This window comes from Kitasatospora sp. MBT66 (assembly GCF_000710405.2).
Lineage (GTDB): Bacteria > Actinomycetota > Actinomycetes > Streptomycetales > Streptomycetaceae > Kitasatospora > Kitasatospora purpeofusca.
In genome coordinates, this window is record NZ_JAIY01000010.1 from 1367803 (window position 1) to 1376626 (window position 8824).

Below are 8824 nucleotides of genomic sequence, written 5' to 3' on the forward strand. Positions count from 1 at the left end.
CAGGAGCCGTAGGGGGCGTCCGCCGTCGGACCGCCGCCGGTCTCGGCGCCCGCGGCGCGGGCCGCGGCGAGCAGTCCGCCGAGCACCTCGCCGATCCTGGCCTCGATCCGGCCGGCGCCCTCCTCCCCGACCAGGGCGAGCGCGGCGCCCAGGGCGGCGACGGCGGGGCCGTCGGGGTTGGTGAGGGTGTGGGCGACGGCGCCGGGCCGGGGCGGGCAGGGGTGGGCGGGCGCGTCGATCGGGTCGACCACCCCGGACCAGCCGCTGAGCCCGGGCCCGATCCGGTCGGCGATCCGGTCGCGGACCATCAGGACGGCCGCGCCCCAGCCGGCCCGGAGCCACTTCTGGCCGCCGGCGGCGAGCACGTCGGCCGCGTCGGCGGCGAACTCCACGGCGCCGAGGGCCTGGACGGCGTCGACCACCAGGATCCGGTCCGGCCCGATCAGTTCCTTGATCGCGGCCAGCGGCGCCCGGTACCCGGTCGCGGCGTCGACGGCGCAGACGGCGACGGCGCGCACCCGGTCGTCCAGGTGCTCCCGGACCAGGTCGGGGGTGACCGGGCCTTCGAGCTGGCGGACCGTGAGCCCGCCGTTGTCGGCGGCGCGCAGCCACGGGTAGACGGCGCCGGGGAAGTCGTTCCGCGCCACCAGCACGGTGCCGTCCGGGGCGGATCCGCGGCGCCCCGCACCGGCGCCGACCGCGTGGGCGGCGGCGAAGAGCCCGTGCGAGGTGGAGCCGACGAAGGCGATCTCGTGCGGGGCGGAGCCCAGCAGCCCGCCCGCCGTCCGGGCCGCCGTCGCGGTGTCCGCGTCGAGGCTCTCGAGCGCGTCCCAGCCGTGCCGGTGGAGCCGGTCGGCCTCGCGGAGCAGCACCCGGCGGACCGGTTCCGACACCGGCCCGAAGCGGGCGAAGTCCAGGTAGCCGAACGGCTCGGCGAACTTCTTGAGGTACTCGGGCATGACCTTTCCTTGGTCGGGCGGCGCAGTGATTTGAACGTTCAAATCCCACACAAACAAACAGAACCGATCAACGTTCAACGAGCGGGAGCCAGCAAACGCCCCCGGTCGATTCCCCGTCAAGACCCTGCGCACCACGACCCCCGGTCGAGACCCTCTCGTTACCGGCGGCCGATCTGCCCTCCCACCAGCCCTTGCGCAATGCAATTTGACATTACTATTTTACTGGCCAGTGAGTCGAGAGATCATCATCGTTTCCCTCGACGTCATCAGACTCCCGCGCGGTCCGGCGGACCCGGCGCCCCCCACGGCTCCGGACCCCAACACGCCCCGTCCCGCGCATCCCCCCACATGCTCGTCTGGAGCTCCTGTGCCAACCACCCCCCGCCTGCGCTCGGTCCTGCTCTCCGCGGCCCTCGCAGTCACCCTGGCCGCCCCGCTCGTCCAGAGCGCCCAGGCCGTCGCACCCCCCGCCGCCTCCGGGCGGACCACCGACCCGGCCGCCGCCTTCGGCGGGACCACCGCCCACCCGGCCGGCCCGGCCGGCGACGTCGCCCACGGCAGCACCACCACCGGCGCCCCCGGCCCCGAGGGGGCACCGGGCAACGAGACGCTCCAGCCCACCACGGACGCCACCCGGCCCGCCGCCGACCCGGCCACCCCCGCCGCCCAGGCCGCCCCGACCGCCGCCGACGCCGCCGCGGCCTGCTCGCTCGCCTCCTTCACCGCCCTCTCCCCGGCCGCCCTGGCCGACTTCCTCGCCGACCGCTCGCACACCTACGAGGGCTGTCTGCGCCCGCTGCTGGTCGACTGGAGCCCCGAGCTCACCAAGGTGCTGACCCCGGCCCACGTGCGCGCCGTCGCCGACCGGATCACCGCCCTCTCCCCCGGCTTCGACAGCGCCAACAACCGCAACCAGCAGGAGCTCTGGTACTTCCTGCACGTCGCGGTCTACTTCGACTACAGCCACCGCGAGTTCGACCTCAACGACGACGCCACCGCGGCCGCGATCGACCGCGCGATCACCGCCTACACCGCCAACCCCCGGGCGTTCGACCAGACCACCGCCGCCGGCTTCACCATGGGCGAGCTGATCCAGACCTCCACCGCCCCGAAGCTGCGCCCCGGCCGGCTCCCGCTGCTGGAGCGGGTGCTGCGCCAGTACGCCACCCCCGGCACCAAGTACATCGGCGACCAGGGCTGGAACTGGGCCCTGCAGGCCGCGCTCCAGCTCAACTTCCAGGGCGTCAACAACATCGTCGAGGACGGCGGCGCCTTCCGCGCCGCGGCCGTCGCCAACCCCGGCTACCGGCAGGCGATCCGCGCCTTCTCCGGCTACGGCCACCTCAAGGGCACCGAGACCGAGTGGGCCGTCGGCGACGCCATGAACGAGTACGCCCGGTACACCCTGGTGGACTCGCTCAAGGGCGAGATCAAGGCCGAGATCGGCGGCGTGGTCAGCACCGTCCAGAACAACTTCGGCCGTCTCAGCCGCCCTTGGCTCAACCTGGCCGTCCCGCTCAACGAGTTCGGCCTCTGCGGCCAGTACGGGGCCTGCCGGGCCGAGCTGACCCAGCAGTTCTTCCCGAACACCTACACCTACGACAACGGCACCCTGGTCATCCGCACCGCCCTCGACCGGGCCACCGCCGACCAGCTGTACTACGCCACCAAGCAGGTCAAGGCCCAGTTCTTCCGGGTCCTGGGCACCGACCGGCCGCTCGCCGACGACACCCACCCCACCCTCACGGTGCAGCTGTACGACACCAAGACGAACTACCGCTCGCTCCAGTACCTGCTGTTCGGGATCGGCGACGTCGAGAACGGCGGCATGTTCATCGAGGAGAACTCCACCTTCTACACCTACCAGCGGACCACCGCCGAGTCGTACTTCAGCCTGGAGGAGCTCTTCCGGCACGAGTACACCCACTACCTGAACGCCCGTTGGGCAATCCCGGAGTCCGGCTACACCACCCGCTGGCCCAGCGACGCCACCTTCGCGATGAACGAGGGCACCGCCGAGTACTTCGCCGGCTCCACCTCCAAGGACGGCGTCAAGGCCCGCAAGTACATGGTCCGCCAGATCGCCCAGGAAGGCGCCTCCGGCACACCGCGCCTGACGATCAATCAGATCCTGCACGCCAGCTGGAACAGCCTCGGCTTCCGCGTCTACCCGTACGCGGCCACCTTCTTCAACCTGCTCGGCGAGCGCCACCCCGACCAGCTCGCCGAGATGTACCGGCTGCTGCGTGCCGACGACGTCACCGGCTACAACGCCTGGCGCGACCGCCTCGGCCGGGACGCCGACCTCCAGCGCGAGTACAACGCCTTCCTGGACGCCGAGATCCCGCTCGCCGACAACCTCTACGTGCCGGTCACCGACTACACGCCGAACAGCCGGCTCAGCTACGCCTGGGCCTCCGAGGTCCAGGACGCGTTCACCCGCGCCACCCAGAACACCCCGGTCTGCAAGGACAACGCCGACTGGAACAACACCATGCGGTTCACCTGCACCGGCCGGATGACCGCCAACCTCACCAACACCCTCGACGCCGGCAAGGTCCGCGCGGACATGGCCGCCACCGTCGACTACTTCCTGCTCACCCGGGGCGGCGCCGCCGCCAACAACCTCGCCGACATGAACTGCTGGTTCGGCCAGGTCGACGTCTGGCCCACCGGCCGCGCCGGCACCGCCGACTACACCTGCGAGGGCCCGCTGCGCCGGTAACCCCTCCCCGCACGGGGGGCGGTGCCCGACCGGCCCGCCCCGCCACGACCCGCACGGCCCCGGACCACCGTCCGGGGCCGTACGGCGTTCCGGGCCCCGACGCTGGGGCCCGGGGCACATGCTCCGCTCAGAGCCGCCTGAGCCCGGCGGCGGTCGGCCGGAATCCGCATTGGCCGTAGAAGGACTCCAGGTGCGGCTCGTAGTCGACGTGCAGCCACTCGGCACCGCGCGCCCTCGCCTCGTCGGCGGCGGCCTGCACCAGCCGCACCCCGAGCCCCCGCCGGCGCTCGTCCGGATGCACGGTCGTGTCCAGGACGAAGGCGTGCGCGCCGCCGTCCCCCACGACATTGACGAATCCGACCAGCCGGTCCCCCCGGCGCGCCGCGATCCAGGTCAGACTGCGGGCCAGCACCGGCGCGAAGGAGGTCGCCCGGTGTTCCGGCCAGGACGCGCCGAACAACTCGTTGAGCTCGGCGTCCGTCAGCTCGGGACGGACCGCCAGCACCTCGTCGCCGGCCGGCGACGAATCATTGATCACCATACGGAGCAGCCTGCCACGCGCCCGCGGCCGTGCTCACACCCCCGCGGACCCGCGAACACGTGCGAGGACGCGCCGGGCGGCCTAGGCCGGCAGGGCGTCCAGGGCGGGGGCGACGGTGGCGAAGGCGCGGTCGGTCAGTTCGGCCGGGTCCTCGGCGCCGTCGCTGGCGCTCCACAGTTGCAGGACGACGTCGAACGCGGTCAGGGCCATCCCCGCGGCGAGCCGGGGGTGGAGGCCGGTCGCGGAGCCCAGGCCCAGCCGGTCGGCCAGCTCGGCCGCCAGTTCGTCGCGCCACTGCGCCTGGCGCTCCAGGAAACGGGCGTGCAGCGCCGGCGTGCCCAGGATCAGCTGCACCACCCGCAGCGCCTGCTCGGCATGGCCGGCGCAGGCGTCGATGGAGACCCAGACGGTGTGCCGCAGTGCCACCGACGGCGACTCCTCGGCCGGCCGGCCGGCGAGCTCGGCCCGCATGCCGGCGCCCATCTCCCCGAGGAACTGGACGACCACGTCCTCCTTGGACGCGAAGTAGCGGAAGAAGGTGCGCTTGGACATGCCGGCGGCGGCCGCGATCTCGTCGACCGTGACCGCGTCGAACCCCTTCTGCGCCAGGAGGTTCAGCGCGGCCTGGGACAGCTCGTCGGAGACCAGCTGACGCTTGCGCTGGGCCAGGCTCGCTTCAGGGCGGGTAGTCACCCCCTCATGTTACACGCCGCGCCGTCCTTGACCCCTATGGGCGCGCTTGACACTCGGTGACAGGTAGGGCAACGTGTGACGCATGACGAAGCAGCAGGGCTGGACCGCCGATCGGATTCCGGACCAGACGGGGCGGGTGTTCGTCGTCACCGGGGCGAACAGCGGCCTCGGCCTGGCGACCACCCGGGCGATCGCCCGCAAGGGCGGCCAGGTGGTCCTCGCCGTCCGCGACGAGGCCAAGGGCCGGCGGGCGGCCGCCGAGATCACGGCCGCGCAGCCGGGCGCCCGCCTGGAGGTCCGCCGCCTCGACCTGGCCGACCTCGACTCGGTCCGCGCCTTCGCCGAACGGCTGCGCGCCGACGGGACCCGCCCGGACGTCCTCGTCAACAACGCGGGCGTGATGGCGCCGCCGCGGACGCTGAACGCGCAGGGCCACGAGATCCAGTTCGCCGCCAACCACCTCGGCCACTTCGCCCTCACCGGACTGCTGCTCGACCTCCTGGCCGAGGGCAAGGACCCGCGGGTGGTCACGGTGAGCTCGACCAACCACCGGCAGGGCAAGGTCTTCTTCGACGACCTCTCCGGCGAGCGCAAGTACTCGCCGATGGGCTACTACAACCAGTCGAAGTTCGCCAACGCCGTGTTCGGCTGGGAGCTCCACCAGCGTCTCGCCGCGGCCGGCAGCCCGGTCCGCAGCCTGCTCGCGCACCCCGGCTACACCGCCACCAACCTCCAGACCAGTTCCCCGGTCGGCATGGTCAAGGTGCTCTTCGGCCGCATCCTCACCCCGCTCGCCCAGGCTCCGGACCAGGGCGCGCTGCCCCAACTGTTCGCCGCCACCGCCGCGGAGGTCGAGTCGGGACAGTTCATCGGACCCGACGGGATGGCCGAGCTGCGCGGCACCCCGAAGGTGGTCCAGCTGGCCCCGTCGGCCGCCGACGCCGAGACCGGCAAGCGCCTGTGGGAGCTGTCGGAGCGGCTGACCGCCGTCCGGTTCGCCTTCCCCGCCGTCGCCTGACCCGACCGGGGCCCGTCGCCCGACCCGACCGGCCCCGGCACCCGTACCAGGGGCCGCCGCGCATGACGCCCCCGGCATGCGCGTCGGCCCCTGCACCACCCGCACGCCCGCACCACACGCACCCCCGCACCGCCCGCGCCCCCCGCGGGAACAACTCGTTCACATCTCCCGAACCCCGGCTCCCCGTTCTCCCCGCGGCGGCACCGGGAATCTCGGCATTCCCATTCACGATCTCGCCCGAACAATTCCACAGCCCCCTCCGACCATCACGAACGGAATACCTCCGACCGCTTCCCGGAGCCTCTTCTCCGACGAATCAACGGCTTTCCCCGAGTCAACCGCCAGGGGCATGTGAGGTGGATCACTATCGAAGATCCGTCCGATGACGACCTGTTAGGGTGATGGCTCAATGTCAAGCTCCATCCACGGGGGTAAAAGTGGGGGAAGTAGCAAGCGTTGATGTGACCGCCTTTCCGGCGTTCCCGTTCATCGGGTCGGACGACGACCCGTTCATTCCGGTCAGAGATTACGACCTGAAGCACCTCGACGAGTCGACCGGCAGAATCAGACTCCCCTTCGGCGGCTGGGCCTGGCTGATCACCAAGCACGAGGACGTGCGGCAGCTGCTGCGCCACCCGGGCTTCAGCTCCGACCAGTACCGCCCCGGGTTCCCGGTCCTCAACCCGATCCCGCCGACGCGCGAGGGCGCGTCCGGGCTGTTCATCTTCATGGACGGCGACGCCCACAGCCGCTTCCGGCGCATGCTGACCGCCGAGTTCATGATCAAGAACATCCGGCGGATCGAGCCGCTGATCGAGGAGACCGTCAACGAGGCCCTCGGCCGCATGCGCGAGATCGGCCCGCCGGCCGACCTGATGAACGAGTTCGCGCTGCCGGTGCCGTCGATGACGATCTGCCACCTGCTCGGTGTGCCCTACTCGGACCACGACTTCTTCCAGCACCACAGCCGCGCGATCATGGACCGGAACTCCGGTCCGGCCGAGGTCGGCGCCGCCATGGAGGCCCTGAACGGCCTGCTGGGCGACCTGATCACGCACAAGCGGACCCACCCCGGCGAGGACCTGCTCAGCCGGCTGGTGACCGAGCGCGTGATCCCGGGGGAGCTCAAGGAGGAGGAGCTCCTGAGCATGGCCATGCTGCTGCTGGTGGCGGGCCACGAGACCACCGCGAACATGATCGGGATGTCGGCGCTGGCCCTGCTGGAGCACCCCGAGCACCTGGACGCCCTGCGCGAGGACCCGGGCCTGGCGCCCAACCTCGTCGAGGAACTGCTCCGGTACTGCACCGTCGTCCGGACCGGTCTCCCGCGGCTCGCGCTGGAGGACGCCGTCATCGGCGGCCGGGAGATCAAGGCCGGCGAGGGCGTCGTGGCGATGCTGTCGATGGCCAACCGGGACGAGTCGGTCTTCCACGACCCCGAGTTCTTCGACCCCCGGCGCAACGAGGCCCACCGGCACATGGCGTTCGGCTTCGGCCTGCACCAGTGCATCGGCCAGCCGCTGGCCCGGGCCGAGCTGCGGATCGCCCTGGTCCAGCTGGCCAAGCAGTTCCCCGGCCTCCGGTCGGAGACGACCCTGGCGGACGTCCCGAAGCGCCACGAGGCGGTCACCTTCGGGCTGGGCGAACTGCCGGTGACGTGGTGACCATGCACATCACTGTCGACCGGGACCTGTGCTGCGGGTCCGGCAACTGCGTGGAGACCGTGCCCGACGTGTTCGACCAGGACAGTCGGGACGGCATGGTGCTGCTGCGGATCTCCCAGCCGCCGGAGCACCTCCGGGAGGCGGTCGAACGCGCCGCCCAGCTGTGTCCGGTGGGCGCCATCGAGATCTCCCACCGGAATTCGACGGACTGACAGACGCAGCACTGCACGGGGGCGAGCAGACCGCGTCTCGACAATCCGCCTGCCATCCCGCACCGCTGTCCGGAATCCGGTCGCCCGCAGAATTCTCCCGCGCGGGCGACCGGATGATCCGGCCCGGGTGAACCGCGCACCCGAAGCGGTTCTCAACGGATTTCCCGGCGATTTCGAGAACGTCTTTTACTGTCCATTTCACCGCGCCGCGCGACCGCTGTTTCGCGCTGCCCGGAAATGCGGACCGAGCACGGAGCGGCGATCTTCCGCGCCCGGCCGGCCCCGCCCCTCACCCCTGTGTGCCCACATAACAGGAGAGCGGAAAAGTTGGATAGTGGCAGCAGCCAGACACGAGTATTTGTATGCAGTAGACACCCCTACGCGCGACTGGGCATTCGTGGGGCACTGAAGCAGGACGACGCACTGACCGTGGTCGGCGAGGCGGCGGACATCATCGGGCTGCTGACGGCGACGGCGGTGCGCGAACCGGACGTCGTGGTGCTCGAAGCCCGGAAGCAGACCGACCACCTGCACGAGCTGACCGCCCTCGACACCGCCCTGGTGGTCGTCGTGGAGGACGCCGAGACCGCGGCCGACTGGATCCGTCTGACCCAGGCCAACGTGCGTGCCGTCGTGCACTCCGACGATCCCGAGGAGGTCCTGGTCGAAGCGGTCCGCCGGGCCACCACCGGCGACTGCTACGTCTCCCCCGGCCTCAGCGGCCTGCTCCTCCGGTTCGTGCGGGACACACTGCCCCGCCCCCTCTCGGTGGTCCCCACCCACGCACCCTTGACTTCGCGCGAGTCCGAGGTGCTCCAGCTGGTGCGGCGGGGCATGGCCAACAAGGAGATCGCTCGTCGGCTGGGCCTGAGTGAAAAGACCGTCAAGTTCCACGTCTCCAATGTGCTCGCGAAGGCCCACATGGCCTCCCGGGCGCAGCTGATCGCCTCGGCGGCGGCCATGTGAGACCACGGCCGCGGCCGGCGAGGAGGACGACCCTACGACAGCGGGG

Annotated in this window: 8 protein-coding genes; 5 read left to right on the plus strand and 3 right to left on the minus strand. The window is 71.4% G+C overall.

The features are described 5' to 3' along the window. Positions 1-959 (minus strand): aminotransferase class V-fold PLP-dependent enzyme (locus BI06_RS30595; RefSeq protein ID WP_051742162.1); only part of this gene is annotated, 959 nt, incomplete at its 3' end. 367 nt (positions 960-1326) lie between these two features. Between BI06_RS30595 and BI06_RS30600 the strand changes: the two genes are divergently transcribed. Continuing rightward, a complete protein-coding gene (locus BI06_RS30600) occupies positions 1327-3684 on the plus strand; it encodes a collagenase (protein WP_043472896.1) in 2358 nt (785 codons plus the stop codon). A gap of 127 nt (positions 3685-3811) precedes the next feature. Here the strand turns inward: BI06_RS30600 and BI06_RS30605 are convergent, their stop codons facing one another. Then, entirely contained in the window at positions 3812-4225 is a 414-nt protein-coding gene (locus BI06_RS30605; protein WP_051742164.1) for a GNAT family N-acetyltransferase, read from the minus strand. An 81-nt stretch (positions 4226-4306) separates the two neighbouring features. Next, complete coding sequence (locus BI06_RS30610; RefSeq protein ID WP_043472900.1) at positions 4307-4918, minus strand: TetR family transcriptional regulator; 612 nt, start codon at positions 4916-4918, stop codon at positions 4307-4309. A gap of 82 nt (positions 4919-5000) precedes the next feature. On the opposite strand from BI06_RS30610, the gene BI06_RS30615 reads away from it, so the two are divergent. The 4 genes from BI06_RS30615 (at position 5001) to BI06_RS30630 (ending at position 8778) form a co-directional block, all read left to right on the plus strand. Further along, positions 5001-5936 (plus strand): oxidoreductase, encoded by a 936-nt coding sequence (locus BI06_RS30615; protein WP_030397509.1) that lies wholly within the window; start codon positions 5001-5003, stop codon positions 5934-5936. 461 nt (positions 5937-6397) lie between these two features. Further along, positions 6398-7600, plus strand: a complete 1203-nt coding sequence (locus BI06_RS30620; RefSeq protein WP_043472902.1) for a cytochrome P450 — start codon at positions 6398-6400, stop codon at positions 7598-7600. Positions 7601-7602: 2 nt separating this feature from the next. After that, the gene (locus BI06_RS30625) at positions 7603-7812 is read left to right on the plus strand and encodes a ferredoxin (protein WP_030397511.1); all 210 of its coding nucleotides are present in this window, start codon (positions 7603-7605) and stop codon (positions 7810-7812) included. A 429-nt stretch (positions 7813-8241) separates the two neighbouring features. Beyond that, complete coding sequence (locus BI06_RS30630; protein WP_051742168.1) at positions 8242-8778, plus strand: response regulator transcription factor; 537 nt, start codon at positions 8242-8244, stop codon at positions 8776-8778. Positions 8779-8824: the final 46 nt, after the last annotated feature.

Coding starts and splice junctions, on each gene's coding strand:
- BI06_RS30615 (WP_030397509.1), top strand. CDS start 5,001: ATGACGAAGCAGCAGGGCTGGACCGCCGATCGGATTCCGGACCAGACG.
- BI06_RS30605 (WP_051742164.1), bottom strand. CDS start 4,225: ATGGTGATCAATGATTCGTCGCCGGCCGGCGACGAGGTGCTGGCGGTC.
- BI06_RS30625 (WP_030397511.1), top strand. CDS start 7,603: ATGCACATCACTGTCGACCGGGACCTGTGCTGCGGGTCCGGCAACTGC.